The sequence below is a fragment of the Phytohabitans houttuyneae genome (assembly GCF_011764425.1).
Lineage (GTDB): Bacteria > Actinomycetota > Actinomycetes > Mycobacteriales > Micromonosporaceae > Phytohabitans > Phytohabitans houttuyneae.
The window spans coordinates 1,047,078-1,064,856 of record NZ_BLPF01000003.1 but is presented as its reverse complement, the minus strand read 5'-3'; the positions used below and the strand labels follow the sequence as shown (position 1 = coordinate 1,064,856).

18 protein-coding genes and 1 pseudogene are annotated in these 17,779 nt (G+C 70.1%); 11 read left to right on the top strand and 8 right to left on the bottom strand.

From position 1 onward, the window contains the following. Nucleotides 1–117: 117 nt before the first annotated feature. From Phou_RS39740 to rpmG, 5 genes and pseudogenes are all read left to right on the top strand, one after another. A complete protein-coding gene (locus Phou_RS39740) occupies nt 118–324 on the top strand; it encodes a hypothetical protein (RefSeq protein WP_173067417.1) in 207 nt (68 codons plus the stop codon). Further along, nucleotides 321–569: a hypothetical protein gene (locus tag Phou_RS39735; RefSeq protein ID WP_173067414.1), complete on the top strand. Its 249-nt coding sequence runs from the start codon at nt 321–323 to the stop codon at nt 567–569. The genes Phou_RS39740 and Phou_RS39735 overlap by 4 nt, the downstream gene beginning before the upstream one ends. Next, nucleotides 461–1,839, top strand: a pseudogene (locus Phou_RS39725) (amidase). The gene Phou_RS39735 and the pseudogene Phou_RS39725 overlap by 109 nt, the downstream one beginning before the upstream one ends. A gap of 77 nt (nt 1,840–1,916) precedes the next feature. Beyond that, nucleotides 1,917–2,297, top strand: coding sequence for a VOC family protein (locus Phou_RS39720; RefSeq protein ID WP_173067408.1), 381 nt, complete (start codon nt 1,917–1,919; stop codon nt 2,295–2,297). Between the two features lie 71 nt (nt 2,298–2,368). Then, nucleotides 2,369–2,536, top strand: a complete 168-nt coding sequence (rpmG, locus tag Phou_RS39715) for a 50S ribosomal protein L33 (RefSeq protein ID WP_173067405.1) — start codon at nt 2,369–2,371, stop codon at nt 2,534–2,536. Between the two features lie 54 nt (nt 2,537–2,590). On the opposite strand, the gene Phou_RS39710 is transcribed toward rpmG, so the two are convergent. Genes Phou_RS39710 through Phou_RS39695 form a run of 4 tightly spaced genes read right to left on the bottom strand, consistent with a single transcriptional unit; the run spans nt 2,591 to nt 4,146 of the window. After that, nucleotides 2,591–3,001, bottom strand: coding sequence for a VOC family protein (locus Phou_RS39710; protein WP_173067402.1), 411 nt, complete (start codon nt 2,999–3,001; stop codon nt 2,591–2,593). A 10-nt stretch (nt 3,002–3,011) separates the two neighbouring features. After that, on the bottom strand, nt 3,012–3,386 hold the full coding sequence (locus Phou_RS39705; protein WP_218579549.1) for a helix-turn-helix transcriptional regulator: 375 nt from the start codon (nt 3,384–3,386) through the stop codon (nt 3,012–3,014). Nucleotides 3,387–3,427: 41 nt separating this feature from the next. Further along, nucleotides 3,428–3,586, bottom strand: a complete 159-nt coding sequence (locus Phou_RS39700; RefSeq protein WP_173067396.1) for a hypothetical protein — start codon at nt 3,584–3,586, stop codon at nt 3,428–3,430. Then, the gene (locus Phou_RS39695; RefSeq protein WP_173067393.1) at nt 3,571–4,146 is read right to left on the bottom strand and encodes an NAD(P)-dependent oxidoreductase; all 576 of its coding nucleotides are present in this window, start codon (nt 4,144–4,146) and stop codon (nt 3,571–3,573) included. Before Phou_RS39695 ends, Phou_RS39700 begins: the two co-directional genes overlap by 16 nt. Before the next feature lie 60 nt (nt 4,147–4,206). On the opposite strand from Phou_RS39695, the gene Phou_RS39690 reads away from it, so the two are divergent. Next, nucleotides 4,207–4,569: a winged helix-turn-helix transcriptional regulator gene (locus tag Phou_RS39690; RefSeq protein ID WP_173067390.1), complete on the top strand. Its 363-nt coding sequence runs from the start codon at nt 4,207–4,209 to the stop codon at nt 4,567–4,569. Next, nucleotides 4,566–5,108: a GNAT family N-acetyltransferase gene (locus tag Phou_RS39685; protein WP_173067387.1), complete on the top strand. Its 543-nt coding sequence runs from the start codon at nt 4,566–4,568 to the stop codon at nt 5,106–5,108. Before Phou_RS39690 ends, Phou_RS39685 begins: the two co-directional genes overlap by 4 nt. Here the strand turns inward: Phou_RS39685 and Phou_RS39680 are convergent. Together Phou_RS39680 and Phou_RS39675 are read right to left on the bottom strand one after the other, a co-directional pair. After that, the gene (locus Phou_RS39680; protein ID WP_173067384.1) at nt 5,105–6,073 is read right to left on the bottom strand and encodes a zinc-binding dehydrogenase; all 969 of its coding nucleotides are present in this window, start codon (nt 6,071–6,073) and stop codon (nt 5,105–5,107) included. The genes Phou_RS39685 and Phou_RS39680 overlap by 4 nt on opposite strands. 34 nt (nt 6,074–6,107) lie before the next feature. Beyond that, entirely contained in the window at nt 6,108–9,023 is a 2,916-nt protein-coding gene (locus tag Phou_RS39675) for a glycoside hydrolase family 3 protein (protein ID WP_246274258.1), read from the bottom strand. A gap of 314 nt (nt 9,024–9,337) precedes the next feature. Here Phou_RS39675 and Phou_RS39670 point away from each other — a divergent pair, with 314 nt between their 5' ends. The 4 genes from Phou_RS39670 to yicI all read left to right on the top strand — a co-directional run bounded on the left by Phou_RS39670 (nt 9,338) and on the right by yicI (nt 14,587). Beyond that, the gene (locus Phou_RS39670) at nt 9,338–10,642 is read left to right on the top strand and encodes an ABC transporter substrate-binding protein (RefSeq protein WP_173067381.1); all 1,305 of its coding nucleotides are present in this window, start codon (nt 9,338–9,340) and stop codon (nt 10,640–10,642) included. A 103-nt stretch (nt 10,643–10,745) separates the two neighbouring features. Then, nucleotides 10,746–11,531: a carbohydrate ABC transporter permease gene (locus Phou_RS39665; protein WP_246274256.1), complete on the top strand. Its 786-nt coding sequence runs from the start codon at nt 10,746–10,748 to the stop codon at nt 11,529–11,531. Between the two features lie 490 nt (nt 11,532–12,021). Then, nucleotides 12,022–12,348 carry an ABC transporter permease subunit gene (locus tag Phou_RS53835; protein WP_246274254.1) on the top strand — a complete coding sequence of 109 codons (327 nt, stop codon included), beginning with the start codon at nt 12,022–12,024 and terminating at the stop codon, nt 12,346–12,348. 13 nt (nt 12,349–12,361) lie between these two features. Beyond that, nucleotides 12,362–14,587, top strand: a complete 2,226-nt coding sequence (gene yicI, locus Phou_RS39655; RefSeq protein WP_173067378.1) for an alpha-xylosidase — start codon at nt 12,362–12,364, stop codon at nt 14,585–14,587. Here yicI and Phou_RS39650 read toward each other — a convergent pair. Both Phou_RS39650 and Phou_RS39645 read right to left on the bottom strand, forming a co-directional pair. Next, nucleotides 14,584–15,171 (bottom strand): hypothetical protein, encoded by a 588-nt coding sequence (locus Phou_RS39650; protein WP_173067375.1) that lies wholly within the window; start codon nt 15,169–15,171, stop codon nt 14,584–14,586. The two genes, yicI and Phou_RS39650, sit on opposite strands and share 4 nt — an antisense overlap. A gap of 41 nt (nt 15,172–15,212) precedes the next feature. Then, on the bottom strand, nt 15,213–17,720 hold the full coding sequence (locus Phou_RS39645) for an NACHT domain-containing protein (RefSeq protein ID WP_173067372.1): 2,508 nt from the start codon (nt 17,718–17,720) through the stop codon (nt 15,213–15,215). Nucleotides 17,721–17,779: the final 59 nt, after the last annotated feature.

The following is a 17,779-nucleotide window of genomic DNA, read 5'->3' as shown; positions in this document are numbered from 1 at the left end:
GACGGGCACAGGCGCGTTAATACCCCGAGGCGACTTGGTTTCGACTGTTGATCTCTGGGCTGGCTGATCGCACGCTCAGTCCACATCGACCCGGGTCACCGTACCGGAGGGAGTGTCATGCCGCCCCCTTACACCAACGAGACCGCGCTCGAACTCGCCAGACAGCTTGCCCCACTCCTCGGCCTGTCCGACATCCACCTGCCGACCGCGATCGCCGCCGACGTGCTCAACGGCGCGGCCGAGTGCGACGCCCTGCTCGCCGGCATCCCGCAGGAGCGCACGCCGGGTCCGCTGACGCAGCTGGTACCGGAGTGGCTCCCGTGACCGCCACGGTGAGCCGCCGCACGCTCGTCGCGGGCGCGGCGGTGGCCGGCGTCGCCACCACCCTGGCCGGCGCGCCCGCACAGGCCTCGCCGTTCGGCGGCGGGGTGCCGGACGTGCCGCTGTACGACCTGGAGGTGTGGCAGGCGGCGCAGCTGATCCGCACCCGCAAGCTCTCCCCGTGCGGCTCGCGGAGGCCACCCTCGCCCGCATCGCGGCCGTCGACGCGAAGGTCAAGGCGTTCGTGAACCTGTACGCGGCCGCGGAGATCCTCGCCGCGGCCCGCGAGGCGGAGCGCGAGATCCGCCGCGGCCACTACCGCGGCCCGCTGCACGGCATCACCGTCGGCCTCAAGGACATCTACTTCACGAAGGGGAAGGTGACCGAGGGCAACTCGCGCCTGTACACCGGCTTCGTCCCGGACTTCGACGCGACCGCGGTGGCCCGCCTCAAGGCGGCCGGCGCCATCATCCTCGGGAAGGTCGGCACCAGCGAGCTGGCCACGTCGACCGCGAGCGAGGCGAACAACCCCTGGGACCTGGCCCGCACCCCGGTGGGTCCAGCTCCGGGTCCGCGGCGGGCGCGGGTGCGTCCGAGTTCATGATCGGCATGGGTACCTGCACCGGCGGCTCGATCCGCGGGCCGGCCGCCAACTGCGGGCTCACCGGCTTCAAGCCCACCTACGGCACGATCAGCCTGCACGGCATCTTCCCGCTGGCCTGGTCGATGGACCACCCCGGGCCGCTGGTGCACAGCGCCCGGGACGCCGCGCTGCTGGTCGACGCGATCGGCGGGGAGGACCCGCTCGACCCGTTCAGCCGCAAGGTGAAGCGGTACCGGCTCGCCGACGAGGTGGCCCGCAACACCGGCCGCAGGCCGCTGCACGGCATCGTGGTCGGCGTACCGGTGCCCGACGACTTCCTCAGCGGCGTGCCCAACGACGAGGAGGTCGCCGCGTTCGAGGAGGCGGTCGGTGTGATCCGGTCGCTGGGCGCCACGGTGCGGCCGGTGCGCAGCAAGGCGCGCCTGACCGGCCTCAGCAGCGTCAGCTCGTTCTACGACCCGATCCGCAGCGCCGAGGTCGCGGCGTTCCAGCACCGCAACCTCTTCACCCAGCCGCAGAACATGTCACAGGACTACCGCAACAAGGTCGTCGCCGGCCTCATGCTGCCGGGGACCGCGTACCTGCAGGCGCAACGGGTGCGGCGGCTGTGGCGGGACGGCTTCCTGTCGATGTTCGACGACATCGACGTCGTCATCCACGCCGCGGACAACATCGCGGGCCTCAAGGCCGGCGGCAACCCGCCGCTGCCGCGCCCGTCCAGCGGCAGCAAGACCAACATCTGGAACCTCAGCGGGGCACCGGCGGTCGCGATACCGACCGGCTTCTCCCGCGCGGAGCGGATGCCGCTGTCCATGCAGGTGGCCGCCAAACCCGGCGACGACGGCGTGGCGCTGCGGGTCGCGGACGCGTTCCAGTCGGTGACCGCCCACCACAAGGCGCGGCCGGCGCTCTGACGTTTCGCCCTCCGGCACCGGCGGGCCGGCGTAGCGTTCGAAAGTGGGGCAAGGCGTCAACGACACGGGAGGTCGCCATGCTGTCGGACTGCACACCGATCGCCACGCTGCCCACGGCGGATGTCGCGCGGGCCAGGAAGTTCTACGAGGGCACGCTCGGCCTCACCCCGCTGCAGGAGGCGGCCGGCGGCATCATGTACAGGTGCGGTGAGGGAAAGCTGTTCGTCTACGAGTCGGAGTATGCCGGCACGAACAAGGCCACCGCGGTGTCCTTCTCGGTGACCGACAAGCAGTTCGACGAAGAGATCGACCAGCTGCGCAAGAAGGGCGTCACCTTCCTGACCTTCGAGTACGAGGGCATGGAGTGGAAGGACGACGTCATGGTCAGCGAGGAGATGAGAGCCGTCTGGTTCAGCGACCCGGACGGCAACGTGCTCAACGTCGGCACCGAGATGTGAGCCCGGCGCGGGCATGAAACGCGCCGCCTCGTTGTTGGCAACGATTGTCAACAGCGAAGGAGGAGCTGATCATGGCTCGCCGCACCGACAACCGGCCGGTGATCTCCGTCCGGAGCACCGCCGGCACCGGCTACACATACGTGACAAGGAAGAGCCGCCGCAACAACCCCGACCGCCTCGTGCTGCGCAAGTACGACCCGGCGGTCCGGCGGCACGTCGAGTTCCGCGAGACGCGGTAGGCCCGACGAGTGCCTTGGCCGCCCGCCGCACACCGCGGCGGGCGGCCTTTCGCATCAGGCCTTCGCGCGCTGGTTGATCCGGACCTGGTTGCCGGCCGGGTCGCGGAACGCGCAGTCCCGCGTGCCGTAAGGCTGGTCGATCGGCTCCTGCATGACCTCGGCGCCGGTCGCCCGCACCGACTCGAAGGTGGCGTCCACGTCGTCGGTCTCCAGCACCAGGCCGGCCAGCGAGCCCTTCGCGAGAAGGGCCCGGAGCGCCTCCGCGTCCTCCGCCGGGCGGCCCACGCCCACGGTCGACAGGACGACGCCGAGCTCCGGCTGCGCCTTCGGCCCGACGGTCAGCCAGCGGGCCCCCTCCATGGCGACGTCCTGGCGCACCTCCAGGCCGAGGGCGTCGCGGTAGAAGGCCAGCGCGGCCTCGTGGTCGTCGACTTCGAGATATGTGTACTTAACGGAAAGATCCATACCCCGAACGTTACGAGGCGGGGCTGGCCTGCGCTTCTCGATTCCTGCTCGGCCTCGTGACGACTTTCGCCCAGCACCCGGGGATGGCGCCGAGGTCCGCGTGGTTGCGCGCCCGGTACGCGCTCGGCGACTCGCCGACCAGCTCGGTGAAGCGCGAGCTGAACGAGCCGAGCGAGGTACACCCGACGGCCATGCACACGTCGGTGACGCTCATGTCGCCGCGGCGCAGCAGCAGCTTGGCGCGCTCGATCCGCCGGGTCATCAGGTAGCTGTACGGCGTCTCGCCGTACGCCGCGCGGAACTGGCGGGAGAAGTGTGCCGGCGACATCAACGCGGTACGGGCCATCGCGGGCACGTCCAGCGGCCGCGCGTACTCCCGGTCCATGAGGTCGCGCGCGCGCCGGAGGTGTTTGAGCTCCTCGGGCTTCACCCGGCCAGCATAGGCAGGTCATCCACAGGCGGCGGCACGACGGCGGCCCGACCGCCGTGGAGGGTCGGCGCCCCCAGCTCGCCGGCGACGGCGTCCGCGTAGTCCGCGTGGGACAGCCCCGCCGTGGCCTGGCGCCGGGTCACCGGCTCACGCACGAGCGACCGTCCAGGGCCGGCCGGCGGCGCGAGGCCGAAACCTGACGGTGGTACCAACATCGCCCATTCCAGCCCGTGTCACGCAGCGCGTCCGCCTGCCGTGCGTGTGCGAGCGCGAACGGGCGCAGGAAGGGCGGAAACAGCTCCGGGTCGTCCATGACCAGCTCGCCGGTGTCCAGCCGGAGGGTGGCCGCCAGCCCGACCGCGACGAGCCGGCGGTGCGGCGCCGGCCAGTGCGCGGCCAGCCCGGTGACGATCGTGACGTAGTAGTCAGGATCGAAGCCGTCGAACGAGTCCGGCGGCGCGGTGAAGGGTGTGACCGCGAGCACCGCCGCCTCGACGGTGGCAAGCGCCGGCGCCAGCCCGTCGGGCCGCTGCGCGTCGCCCCGCGTGACGTGCAGCCGCGGGTGCGGCGGCAGGTCGTGCCGCTCCGGGTCGCGGACGACGGCGACGACGTCCCAGGAATCGCGCAGGAGGGCGGCGGTGACGGCGCGCCCGACCCGGCCGCCGGCACCGATGACGGCCGCGCGGCGGGACGGTTCGGCGGAGGTGTCTGGCATGGCGCGAGGCTAGATCGCGGGTACCCGGTCACCGCAACGTAACCGGGTAGCCTGGGCCGGATGGACGGGACCGTGGCGCCGCTGCCGGCCTTCGACCCGCTCTGCCCGAGCAGCGCCTTCCCGGTCCAGATCGGCGGCAAGTGGACCGCGATGATCGTGCTGTGCCTGGAGGCCGGACCGCGCCGCTTCGGTGAGCTGCGCCGGCATCTGCGGCCGATCAGCGCCAAGGTCCTCGCCGAGACCCTCGACGCGATGGAGCGCGACGGGCTGGTCACCCGCCGGCCGGTGGCGGACGGCGTCGAGTACCAGCTCACGCCGCTCGGCGGTACCCTCCTCGGCCTCATCGACCACGTCCGGGCCTGGGCCCGGGCCAACCTCGACGAGCTCTCGCGCGCCCGCGCCCGTGGCACCATGGCCGGGTGACCCGCGTAGAGATCCTCTTCGTGCCGCCGGCCGCGAGCGGCGACGCCGCGTTCCTGGCGGAGGCGACCGACCTCATCAACCGCGTCTACGCCGACGCGGAGAAGGGCATCTGGCGCGAGGGCACCGAGCGGACCACCGTGGAAGCGCTGGCCGGCATCGTGCGCGCGGGCGAGCTCGCCGCGGCCCGCGTGGACGGGCATCTCGCCGGCGCGGTGCGGGTGCAGCGCCTGGCGACCGGCGAGGGCGAGTTCGGCATGCTGGTGGCCAGCCCGGAGCACCGCGGGGCGGGACTCGGGCGGCGGCTGGTCGAGTTTGCCGAGGGGTGGGCGCGCGACCAGGGTCTGGCGACGATGCAGCTGGAGCTGCTGCTGCCGCGCGAGTGGGAGCACCCGGTCAAGGAGTTCCTGCGCGCGTGGTACACCAGGATCGGCTACCGGCCGGTGCGCACCGCGAGCTTCGCCGAGGAGTTTCCCGGGCTGGAGCCGCTGCTGGCCACGCCGGCCGACTTCGTGGTGTACCACAAGCGACTGTCGAGTTAGGACCCGACGAGCAGCAGCGACTTCCCGGCGACCGTCCGCGCGGCGAGCGCGCGGTGCGCGTCGGCCGCGCGCTCCAGCGGATATGTTGCCGCGATGACCGGGCGCAGGCGCCCCTCGACGGCGTACGCGAGCGCCCGCTCCATCAGCTCCCGCACGACCGGCGGCGGTGGCGGGCCGTCCAGCAGCGGGGTGGCCACCCGCAGGCCGCGGCGTTCCACCACCGCCGGGTCCGGGGCGGCGAGGCCGTCGCCCGAGCCGTACGTGACCAGGCGCCCGCCGTCCACGAGCGCGTCCACAGTGGCCGTCCCCAGTGCGCCGCCGGCTCCGTCGTAGGCCAGCGCGACCCCGCCGCCGGTCGCCGCGCGTACCCGCTCGGTCCAACCGGCCCGCGTGTAGTCCACCGTGACCTCGGCGCCGAGGTCGCGGGCGAGCGCGCGCTTGGCCTCGCTGGAGGCGGCGGCCACCACGCGCGCGCCGGCGGCGGCCGCCAGCTGCACCAGCAGCGAGCCGGCCCCGCCCGCGGCCGCCGTCACCAGCACCCACTCGCCCTTCTCGGGCGCGCCGAGCCCTTCCATGCTGAGCGCGGTCACGCCGTCGTGCAGCAGCGCCGCCGCGGTCGGAAGCGGCAGCGCGTCCGGCACGGGCGTCACCTCGCCGAGGTCGGCGGCCACCTGCTCGGCGTACCCGGCGGAGGTGCGCACCACCACCCGCCGGCCCACCCACGCCGGGTCGACGCCCGCGCCGGCCCGCAGCACCTCGCCCGCTCCCCCGCCGCCGGGCACGTACGGCAGCGGGCGCGGGAAGACCTCGCGCCCCCAGCCGCCGCGCAGGAGGGTGTCGAGGAGGATGACGTCGGCCACGGCCATGCCGACCACGACCTGGCCCGGCCCGGGGACCGGGTCGGGCAGGTCGACGGCCGTGAGCACTTCCGGACCGCCGAAGGCGGCCACCTGTATCGCACGCATGGGGCCGAGTCTTCAACCTCAAGCGTGGTTGAGGTCAAGCCAGGCGGACGGTGTCCAGCCGGGCGGCGCCGGTGAACACGAGGTACACGTCGTGCCGCCCGCCGGTGCGGGCCAGCGCGCCGGACACCTCGGTCCACGCGTAGCGCCCGCCGGTGGCCGGCACCGCGACCGTCCCCAGCAGCCGGCCCCGGGTCGGGTGGTCGAGGCGGACCTCGACGCCGGCGGGGGCGTCCGCGGAGACCCGCAGGGTGGCCCGGCCGGGGCCCCCGCCCAGGTCCACATCGGAGTACCGCACCCACTGCCCCGCCGCCGTCGCCGCTACCGCGGTGCCCGCCTGCTTCGTCGTGTCCACCAGCGTGGTGCCGGCGTAGTCGTCGAAGGTCCAGGCCGCGACCGGCGCGCGGAGGGTGCGCGGCGGGGTCGTCTCGCCCTTCACCTTCAGCGTCGCCGTGCGCCGGATGTCCGTGGCGGAGGAGCCGACCAGCAGGTCGTACGTGCCGCTCTCCACCACCGGCCGGCCGCGCGTCACGTCCCAGTAGGACAGGTCGCCAGCCCGCAGCGGGATGCGCACCGACGTCGTCTGGCCCGGCGCGAGCGACACCCGCGCGAAGCCGCGCAGCTGCTTGAGCGGCTGCTGGGCCCGGGAATGCCCGAGGCGGGTGTACAGCTGCACGGTCTCCACGCCCGGACGCCGCCCGGTGTTGGTGACGTCGAGCGATACGCCGGTCGCGTCCACGCGCAGCGGCGAGTACCCGAACGTCGTGTAGCTCAGCCCGTGGCCGAACGGGTACAGCGGTGTGCCGCGGTGGTAGAGGTACGTCATGCCGGTCTTGGCGATGTCGTACTCGAGGATGCTCGGCAGCTCCGCGTCCGAGCGGTACCACGTCTGGGTCAGCCGCCCGCTCGGGTTGGTGTCGCCGAAGAGCGCGCCCGCGACCGCGTTGCCGGTCTCCTGGCCGGCGTGGCTGGTCCACAGGATCGCCGGCACGTTCGCCTGCTCCCAGTTGACCGTCGTCGGGTAGCTGTTCTCCAGCACCACGACCGTGTTGGGGTTGGCCTTGCGGACCGCCTTGACGAGCGCGGCCTGGCTCGGCGCCAGCGCGGTCGAGACGCGGTCGTTTGTCTCCCGCCCGTTGATGGCCGGCATGCTGCCGACCACGACCACCGCGACGTCCGCGCCGGTGGCGGCGGCGACCGCGTCCTGCGTGCCGCTGCGCACGACCTCCTTCGCGAACCGCGCGGCGGTGGCGACCGTCGGAGCGCCGAGCGCCAGCCGGCCGCCTGAGTCGACGGTCAGGTACCGGTTTGCCGGGAACCACGGCTCGCGGGTCTCGTAGCCGGCGTACCGGATCGCGTACGTGCCGTCGGGCTGCGCCTCCAGCTTGAACTGCTGCTGCACGTACCAACCGTTGGGTTGGGTGTCGCGGGTGACGAACGGGCCCCAGTTGTAGCCGAGGTAGCGCCCGTTGGCCGCGCTGCGCAGCGTGAGCAGGCCCTCGCCCCAGTCGAAGACGTCGAACTGCGCCGCCTCCCCGGCCGCCGTCCCCGCCACGGTGACGGCGTCGGCGTCGGTGGTGCCGGTGGCCGTGACGTACCGCCCGGTGGCCACGTCCCGCAGCGCGATCCGGTCCACGCCCTCGCCGCCGACGACGGTGCCGCCGGCGCCGAGCCGGTCGGTGACGCCCTGCCGCGGGGTGACCGTGTACGGCGGGGTGCCGCTGTACCAGTCCGTGTAGACGGAGTCGGCGAGCGGCCCGACGACGGCGACGCGGCGGGCCTTCCCCGCGGACAGCGGGAGGGTCGCGCGCTCGTTCTTCAGCAGCACCAGCTGCGCGTCGGCGGCCTGGCGGGCGAGCCGGCGGTGCTCCGGCGAGTCGATGACGTCGGGCGTGATGGCCGCGTACGGGTTGCGCCCGGGCGGGTCGAACTCCCCGAGGCGGAAGCGGATCGAGAAGATGTGCCGCAGCGCGTCGTCCACATCGGACCAGGACAGCAGACCCTGCTCGGTGGCGGCGGTGAGGGCGGCCACGGTGGAGGCGGCGCTGCTCCCGTCCTGGGTGAAGCTGTCCACGCCCGCCTTGACCGCGTCCGCGTTCGCCTCGGCCTGGGTGGCGTAGTAGGCCTGGGATCCGGTGAGGTTGCCGGGCGCGTACGCGTCGCTGACCACCAGCAGGTCGCGGTCGGACCAGGTGCGCACCTCGGCGTCGAGCGACGGCTCCACAGTGGCCGGTCGCCCGTTCAGCAGGTTGTACGAGGTCATCACGCCGGTCGCCGCGCCGGCCGCGATGGCCGGGCGGAAGGCCGCGTACTCGTAGTCGTGCAGCAGCCGCGGCGGCAGCACGGAGGAGGCCGTGTCGCGGTTCACCTCGTTGTTGTTGGCCAGGTAGTGCTTGAGCGTCGGCGCCGACTGCAGGTAGGTGGGGTGGTCGCCGGCGAGGCCGCGCGCGTACGCGGTGGACATCACGCCGGTCAGGTACGGGTCCTCGGAGTACCCCTCCTCGTTGCGGCCCCAGCGGGGGTCGCGCAGCAGGTTGACGACGGGCGCCCACAGGTTGAGGCCGTTGTTCGCCGGGTCCTGTGCGTGGAAGCCGCGGGCCTCGCGCCCGACGGCGTCGCCGACCCGCCGGATCAGCTCCGGGTCCCAGGTGGTGGACAAGCCGATGGCCTGCGGGAAGACGGTCGCCTCGCCGAGCCAGGCGACGCCGTGCAGGGCCTCGGTGCCGGTGCGGAACGCGCCGATCTCAAGGCGCGGGATCGCGGGCTGGTACTGGTGCAGGAGCGAGATCTTCTCCGCCGGGGTGAGGCGGCCGACAAGGTCGTCGATCCGCACGGCGAGGGGTAGGTCGGGGTCGCGGAAGGGATACGCCGGCTCGGCCGCCCGCGCGGGAGCGACCGGGGCGAGCAGGACGGCGGTGACAGCGGCAGCCAGCCAGGCTCTCGGAACGCGCACGCGCACGACACTTGCCGAGAGCGCGAGAACCTGTCAATAGTTTAGACGCCATACGAACTATTCGGAGGAGCCGGTTTGCCGAAACCGTTACGAAATCATCGGTTGATTCCGTTGACACGGCGGCCGGTGGTCAAGTTAGCTTGCGAGCGGGTAGTCGAAGCGCTTCGACAAGGCGCTTCGACGGCACCGCATTCGACACGTCGCCCGACCGGGGCGCGGGCCCGTTGACGCCGGGCCGGCGAGCCGCACCCCGTACCCACCCCTGTCTCGCTACGCGGGCCCCGGTCCGCTCACCGCTCCACGAGGAGGCAGCAGTGTCAACTTCTCGCCTACGCGCGGGCACCGTCGCCGTACTCGCCGCCGCATCGCTGGTCCTGGCCGCCTGCGGCGCCGACTCCGACGACAGCGCCGGCAGCGGCGACGGCAAGACCCTCAAGCTCTGGCACTACGAGGGTGCGAACAGCGCCATGGGCATCGCCTGGGCCGAAGCGATCAAGCAGTTCGAGGCGTCTCACCCCGGCGTCAAGGTGCAGTTCGAGGAGAAGGGCTTCGAGCAGATCCGGCAGAACGCCGGAATGATCCTCAACTCGGACGAAGCGCCCGACATCATGGAGTACAACAAGGGCAACGCGACCGCCGGCCTGCTGTCGAAGCAGGGGCTGCTCACCGACCTCACCGAGGAGGCGGGCAAGCGCGGCTGGGACAAGATCGGCCCAAGCCTGCAGACGACCTCGAAGTACGACGCCGAGGGCATCATGGGCGACGGCAAGTGGTACGGCGTGCCCAACTACGCCGAGTACGTGATGGTCTACTACAACAAGGACCTCTTCGCGAAGCACAAGGTGCAGGTGCCTACGACGCTCGCCGAGTTCGAGGCGGCGATGGACACGTTCGTGAAGGCCGGCGTGGCGCCGCTGTCGGTCGGCGGCGCGGAGTACCCGGCGCAGCAGATCCTCTACGAGCTCGCGCTCGCCAAGGCCAACCGCGCCTTCGTGGACAGCTTCCAGCTCTACAAGGGCAAGGTCGACTTCAAGGGACCCGAGTTCACGTACGCGGCGAACACGTTCGCGGACTGGGTCAAGAAGGGGTACATCCCCAAGGACTCGGCCGGCATCAAGGCCGACCCGATGGGCGTCTCCTTCACCCAGGGCAAGTTCCCGATGGTCATCTCCGGCAGCTGGTGGTACGGCCGCTTCGTCGCCGAGGCGAAGTTCGAGTGGGGCACGTTCCTGTTCCCCGGCAACACGCTGCACCCGGGCTCCGGCGGCAACATCTGGGTCGTCCCCAAGAACGCCAAGAACAAGAGCCTGGCGTACGACTTCATCGACATCACGATGAAGCCGGAGATCCAGAACCTGCTCGGCAACTCCGGCGGCGTGCCCGTGCTGGCCGACCCGGCGGCGATCACCGACGCCAAGAGCAAGGAGCTGATCGACAACTTCAACAAGGTGACGTCGACGGACGGGCTGGCCTTCTACCCCGACTGGCCGGCGCCCGGCTACTACGACGTGCTCGTCGCCGGCGCGCAGCACCTGATCAACGGGACGAAGAGCCCCGAGGCGGTGCTCGACGAGATCGCCAAGCCGTACAACGACAACCTGACCAGCCTCGGCAAATGAGATCCAATCGGGGGTACGCCGCCTTCCTGATCCCCGGCGCGCTCCTCTCGCTGGTGGTCATCGTGGTGCCGCTCGTGATGAACGTGGGCATCAGCTTCACCCGGTGGCAGGGGGTGGGTACCCCGAGTGGATCGGGCTGGACAACTACACGCGGCTGCTGGAGGACGACAACTTCTGGGCGTCCTTCCGCAACATCATCTTCCTGATCGTGGCGATGGCGGTCGTGCCGACGCTGATCGGCCTCGTGCTGGCCGCGGTGCTCTTCGACTACGTGGCCAAGGCGATCGGCCCGCGCACCGCCAGCGCGCTGCGGTCCGGGTTCTACCTTCCACAGGTACTCCCGGTCGCGGTCACCGGCATCGTGTGGGGCTGGATCCTCAACCCCAGCTTCGGCGCGCTCAACGCGATCCTCACCGGCGCGAACCTCGACAGCCTCGCCAAGAACTGGCTGGGCGACCCGACCTACGCGCTCTACAGCGTCATGGTCGTGATGATCTGGTTCCAGGTCGGCTACCCGGTCGTGATGTTCATGTCCGGACTCCAGCGGGTCGACCCGGAGCTCTACGAGGCGGCGTCGATCGACGGGGCCGGCTGGTGGCGGCGCTTCACCCGCATCGCGGTCCACCAGATCAAACCCGAGATCTACGTGGTACTGGTGACCACCACCATCGCCGCGCTGAAGATCTTCGGGCAGATCTTCGTGCTCACCCGCGGCGGCCCGGGCAACGCCACGCTCGTGCCGTCGTACTTCGCCTACCAGAACTTCTTCGAGAAGGCTCAGGTCGGGTACGGCTCGGCGATCGCCACCGTGCTGGCGCTCATCATCGTCGTGCTGTCGGTGGTCTTCCTGCGCATCCAGGCCCGCGACGAGCGGCGGGACCTCGCATGAGCCGGGCACTGCGGCCGGCGGTCCTGGCCACGCTGACCGTGCTGGTGCTGCTGGTGCTGGCGCCGTTCGCGCTGGTGGCGGTCAACGCGGTCAAGAGCCCCGACGAGTACGCGACGGACGGGCCGCTCTCGCTGCCGAACGGGCTGTACTTCAAGGGGATCACCGACTTCTGGATCCGGGTCGACTTCGGCGAGAAGCTCTTCAACAGCTTCGTCATCGCCTTCTCCGTCGCGGTGCTGGCGGTCGTCATCTCGGTGCTCAACGCGTACGCGCTGGGCATCGGCCGGGTCCGCGGCCGCTCCGCGTTCCTCGTCTTCTTCCTGCTGGCCAACCTCCTGCCCCAGGAGGCGCTGGTCTACCCGCTCTACTACCTGTCCAAAGAGGTCGGTCTCTACAACAGCCAGCTCGCGGTCGTCATCATCTTCACGGCGATACAGAGCGCGTTCGGCACGTACCTGCTCTCCTCGGTCTTCGCCGCCTTCCCCGCGAGATGCTGGAGGCGGCCGCGATCGACGGCGCCGGCAAGGTGCGCACGCTGTGGCGGGTGGTCGTGCCGATCAGCTGGCCGAGCCTGTCGGTGCTCTTCACGTTCTTCTTCATCTGGACGTGGAACGAGTTCTTCCTCCCGCTCGTGTTCCTCATCTCGAACGACAAGCAGACCGTGCCGGTCGCGCTCGGCGTGCTGCAGGGCGACCGGCTGATGGACGCCACCACGACGAGCGCCTCGGCGCTGCTCGGCATCCTGCCCGCGATCCTGTTCTTCCTCATCTTCCAGCGGACCCTGTCCCGGGGCGTGATGTCCGGGGCGATCAAGTAGTAGTGGAGTCGCCTTGAAATTCTCCGACGGCTACTGGCACATGCGCGAGGGCGTGCGGCCCCTGTACCCCGCCCAGGTGCACGACCACACCGCCGACCGCGACTCGCTCACCGTGTACGCGCCGACAAAGCGCCTGGAGCACCGCGGCGACACGCTCAACCGTCCACTCGTGACGGTGCGGGCCGAGTCGCCGATGCCGGACGTGATCGGGTTGACGGTGTCCCACTTCGCCGGCGGGGTGTCGCGCGGCCCGTCGTTCGAGCTGTCCGGTGTGGACGGCGCGGCGTCGGTCGACGGGCTCACGCTCACCTCCGGGTCGCTGTCGGTGCGCTTCCAGCGCGACCCGTGGCGGGTGGAGTTCGTCGCCGGCGGGAAGGTGCTGACGTCCAGCGGGTACAAGGCGATGGCGCTCATCGAGGACGGCGGGCACCACTACGTGCGCGAGCAGCTGACGCTGGGCGTCGGCGCGTGCGTGTACGGGCTCGGCGAGCGCTTCGGCGCGTTCGTGAAGAACGGCCAGACCGTCGACATCTGGAACGCGGACGGCGGCACCAGCAGCGAGCAGGCGTACAAGAACGTGCCGTTCTTCCTCACCAACGCCGGCTACGGCGTCTTCGTCGACCACCCCGGCCTCGTCTCGTACGAGGTGGGGTCGGAGGCGGTCTCGCGGGTGCAGTTCAGCGTGGAGGGCCAGGCGCTGCGGTACTTCGTCATCCACGGTCCGACGCCGAAGGAGATCCTGCGCAAGTACACCGCGCTGACCGGCCGGCCCGCGCTGCCGCCGCCGTGGTCGTTCGGGCTGTGGCTGACCACGTCGTTCACCACCTCCTACGACGAGCAGACCGTTACGTCCTTCGTGGACGGCATGGCCGCGCGCGACATCCCGCTGTCGGTGTTCCACTTCGACACGTTCTGGATGCGCGAGTTTCACTGGTGCGACTTCGAGTGGGACCCGCGCACGTTTCCCGACCCGCGCGGGATGCTGAAGCGGCTGCGCGAGCGGGGCCTGCGCATCAGCCTGTGGATCAACCCGTACATCGCGCAGCGCTCGGCGCTGTTCGCCGAGGGCTCGGCCGCCGGCTTCCTGGTACGCACGCCCGACGGCGGCGTCTGGCAGACCGACAAGTGGCAGGCCGGGATGGGGCTCGTCGACTTCACCAACCCGGCCGCCCGCCGGTGGTACGCCGACAAGCTGCGCGCCCAGCTCGACCTCGGCGTCGACTGCTTCAAGTCCGACTTCGGCGAGCGGATCCCCACCGATGTGGTGTGGCACGACGGCTCCGACCCCGAGCGGATGCACAACTACTACACCCACCTGTACAACGAGACGGTCTTCGAGCTCCTGCGCGAGCACCGCGGCGAGGCCGAGGCGGTCCTCTACGCCCGGTCCGCGACCGCCGGCGGGCAGAAGTTTCCGGTCCACTGGGGCGGCGACAGCGAGTCCACACTGGAGTCGATGGCCGAGAGCCTGCGCGGCGGGCTGTCGCTGTCCATGTCCGGCTTCGGTTTCTGGAGCCACGACATCGGCGGCTTCGAGGGCCGCCCCGACCCGGCCGTCTTCAAGCGGTGGATCCCCTTCGGGCTGCTCAGCTCGCACAGCCGCCTGCACGGCAACCAGAGCTACCGCGTGCCGTGGCTCTTCGACGACGAGGCGGTGGACGTGCTGCGCGCGTTCACCCGGCTGAAGAACCGCCTGATGCCGTACCTGTTCGCGTCCGCCGTCACCGCACACCGCGAGGGCGTCCCCGTCATGCGCCCGATGGTCGCCGAGTTTCCGGACGACCCGGCCTGCACCCACCTGGACCGCCAGTACATGCTGGGCGACGGCCTGCTCGTCGCGCCGGTCTTCTCCACGTCGGGCGAGACGGCGTACTACGTCCCGGCCGGCCGCTGGACGCACCTGCTGACCGGCGAGGTGGTGGAAGGGCCGCGCTGGGTCCGCGAGGTGTGCGGCTTCGACATGGTGCCGGTCTACGTGCGCCCGGGGACTGCGCTGGCGTGGGGTGCCCGCGACGACCGCCCGGACTACGACTACGCGGACGGCGTGACGCTGCGCCTGTTCGACGTGGAGACCGAGACGGCGGTGGAGATCCCGGCCGCGGACGGGACGACGGTCGCGACCTTCACGGTCGGCCCGGCGGGCGTCCGGCGGAGCGGGCCGGCCGCGGCGTGGCGCATCGAGGCGGCCGGCCACCCTCCGGTCGACCTGCCGGCGGGCACCAAGAGCTGGCAATCCTAATCGTGATTGTTCTTCTCCTTCCGGCGTAGTAGTGAGACTGCCAGCTCTGGGATAAGGCGACGGGCAAGTTCGGGCGGCATCGCGATGACAGCGCGCCCTTCAGGGGTTGTTGCGTATTCTTCGGCCGCCTCGGACAACGCCTCCCGCCTCCGTGCGCCGCCTTCGTCGTCAATCAGGGCGGCGAGCTCGAGCATTACTCGGGCGAGTGGCACACGCCTCGCCACAAAACTGTCCGGATCCATCTCGGGAAGCCGAACACGAAGTGCGGCCCAGCTCTCCTCGGCTGAGTCTGTGCGATCGTCCTCAAGCAGGCTTAATGCGGGGGCCGCTGCACGCGCAGGTAGATAGGCGCCGTGGCGGTCGCAGACGGCCCGTGCCAGCCGTTGCAGATACCAGGGCAATTCGTCCGCCGCCGAAATGAGCGCGACGAACGGCTCCCCCGGCATCCATCTACGCAACAAGAGCGCTAACGATTCCGCGGTTGCGGGTGGGTCTAAGTCGCCGCCTACCGGGTGGTCCTCCGGTGCCATCAGGGCGCGGCCGGCCGCAAGCTTCGCCGCGCCATAGTCGTCGAGGGCGAGCATTGCGGCTGCGTCCTCGAAATAGCCGCTCGACGTTCTCCAGGTCAGAACTGGGCGAGTTGCCCCTCACGGCGGATCGAGCTGACGAGCGGCCCCCACTGAGCCATCGGCAACACCGCAGTCCAGAGTCGGACCTGCCTTGGCCACCATTCGTGTAGGTTTGCGCCCTTCGGACAGAGTCGGTGCAGAGGAACGGGAATGGTCGCCATCGACAGTCTCAAGGAGACCGCGTTTGCGGTATAAGCCGCGAGTCGAGAGGCGGCACTCAGCGCGGAGGGGTCATAGGCAGCGCAGCGCCCCTTGCCCCAACGCTCGTGGGCTAGGACCGTTATGTGCTCCAGGACCGCCGCGACCTCCTCGTCGTTTCCGACGAGTTCGCCGAAGAATTGAATGGCCCGCGAGCCGAACGCTACGAGCAGAGCGTGTGACAGGAGAGCAAAGAGAAGGTCGTCGTCCCACTGCTGCGAGGTCGTACGGAGCCTTCGGACGGCGGCGGCGTCACGCAACAGTTCCACGGTGTGATGGGCGATCAGGTAATCGCCGAACGTCGCGTGAAGAAACTCGTAGCTGCGCCCGCCCGCACCGGCCTCGGCCTCAGCTGTGTGAACAAAGAAGAACCGCCCCACCACGCGCCGCGCTGGCTCCAGGTTACGACCAACGTCGCGCCCTCTACTTTCCATAGGCGGAGTCGGCGGGGGAAGGGCCGCCAAGTCGGCTGCCAAGTCCTGCTCGTGCAGGTGTTGCTGCCCGCGGTTGAGCATGCCGAAGGCGACCAAGCCAAGCTTCCACAGCTCCGAGATCCGCCGCTCCGCATAGGTAAGGTGGTCCGAGCCGCGGTCGGGGCGAACGAGTTCACGCCGTATAAAGTCGTCGAGCAATAGGCGGTAGAGGTCCGCTGATGTTTCGCTCGACGGCAGCTCACGCTCCGCCGCGACGATGGCGAGCAGGAGGAGCAGGAGCGGTTGGCGCGCGAGGTCGCCATACTCGCGCAATGACGCGGCCTCGACACGCTTGACTTCGCCGCTAGCCACGGCAGTCGCGTTGGCTGCACTCCACCGATCAACCCAGGTATCGATCTGCTCGTCGGTGAACTCCTCCAACTTCACAATGATGCAACCCGGAGGGATCGTCGCCAGATCGGCAACCACTGTCCGGGATGTGACCACCACCGCAACAGGACCGGTGGACGCGGCCTCGGTGCGTTGGAAATCGACGACGTTGCGGAGGTACTGCGACTCGGTAGCACCCGTCGCTTGCATCAGCTCATCAAGGCCGTCGATAAGCACGACGCGGACGAGTTGCTTGCTGGCCTCGCACAGCCCGGCCCACTCCACCTTCCCATGGGTCGACTCCTGCAGGACATCCGCGATCTGTCGGTAGACACTCGCGGACGGGTCAGGTACGTCTCGCAGCGGGACCCGCACGGTGACGAACGCATCGGTTGCGGCCAGTCGCGCCGCGCATACCTTGGCGAACAAGCTTTTGCCAGCGCCGGGATGCCCGAGGATGACGAGTGGCCGGCAGGCTGCTTCAGGAGAAGCAAAGTGGGCCGCAAGGAAATGACCGAGGTCCGTCTCCCGCTTCTGACCCTTCCACCAGCCCTCGTCCGCAGGTCGAGCGCCGGAACCCGACGTTGCCCATCGGAAATGGGGCTCGACGTAGCCATCCGCGACGGTGGGGACGCGGACCGCTGTTAATCTCGCCGTTTCGTCCAGCTCCACGATGTCCCGGTCCAGGATGGAGCGGTTGATTCCAGCGATCGCCGCGCGGACAGCGGCCGGTCCGCGGGTGATGCTGACAAGCCCGCCGACTAGTTCCTCGAGCCGGCGGAGAGCGCTCTGCTCGGCGTGATGCTCGCCGAACTGGGCCCAAATCCCGAACTCTGGCACATCGGATGCTAGGGCGAGGTACTCCGCGCGGTACCGATGGGCGGCATGTGCTGCAATCTCGGTCCACAAGGGCCGGAGACCGTCGTGTTCGCCGAACCGTCGCACCCAGGCTTCCAGTCCCCGAAAGTACCGAAGGCACTCGGCGGCAAGATCCTGGTAATACGGATGGATACGTTGGGCGAGATTTTGTTCGAATCCGCCGTCGGCCCCTGGCAGTGGAAGTGTGCTCTGCGAAACCGCACGAACGATCCCGCTAAACCTCGTCAATGACGACTCCTCGACCGCCATTCGCTCGATGTCCCTTTCGGTCAGACCCAACTCCGCATAGGTCGGACCGATCACCTCGCGTAGGCTCGCGAAGAACGACCCTACGACGAGCGCCGTATGAGTCGCGGCGAGTACCTCGTACCGGCGGCCGCCGGTCGCATTGCGCAGCTTGCCGTGACCTTTCGCGACCAACTCGTGCAAGCGGGCGACCAGCTCGTTTTTCTGATCCATCCAGCCCCACGCCGCCAGCAGCCATGGCTGACCCGTCGCCACGCCTACCGGGCCGGCGGCAAGGATGCCGACGCCGAGGAGCCGGTCGAGCACCTTAACAGCCGACGACTGTTTGCCCGCCAGGATTTCGCGGGCAGCCTCCAACGTGTACTGCGAACCGGCCATGACAATTGACCCTAAGGGCCTTCGCAACACGCGCCGAGACGACTTGCCGACACCACCCG